Consider the following 354-nt stretch of genomic DNA (forward strand, 5'->3'; position numbering starts at 1 on the left):
CAGCTTGTCTTTTGCCAGCAGTACCTATCACGGCCTCACGCAAGCGCGTACAGGAGATGTGAGCCGCTCGCCCTCTCCTAGTTACGCCTCTAGTATCACTGAGGACAATCTACAACAAACCATCACCACCCCTGTTTGGTCAGGTATTAGTGATCACGATGACGGCACCACCCCACCCCTACGCGCATTACAACTGTCATCGGGGGCGACGCATGGGTGGCAGTTTGCTCCGCGCATCGGTCAGTCTGTGCTGCTTAACCACTGGTATGGTGATATTGACAGTCCCGTGATTAGCCGTGCGCTCTTTGATGGTATCGGTATGGGTGATGTGGATGAGAAAGACATTACCACTCA

At 53.7% G+C, this 354-nt stretch carries 1 protein-coding gene; it reads left to right on the forward strand.

Annotation, left to right across the window (positions count from 1 at the left end; translation table 11 throughout):
• The coding region (locus ACT3SX_RS15620; protein WP_444761883.1) for a hypothetical protein at window positions 1–354 on the forward strand (354 nt) is incomplete at both ends.

Origin of the sequence: Psychrobacter sp. AOP31-B2-9, from assembly GCF_052378005.1 — a bacterium.
Lineage (GTDB): Bacteria > Pseudomonadota > Gammaproteobacteria > Pseudomonadales > Moraxellaceae > Psychrobacter.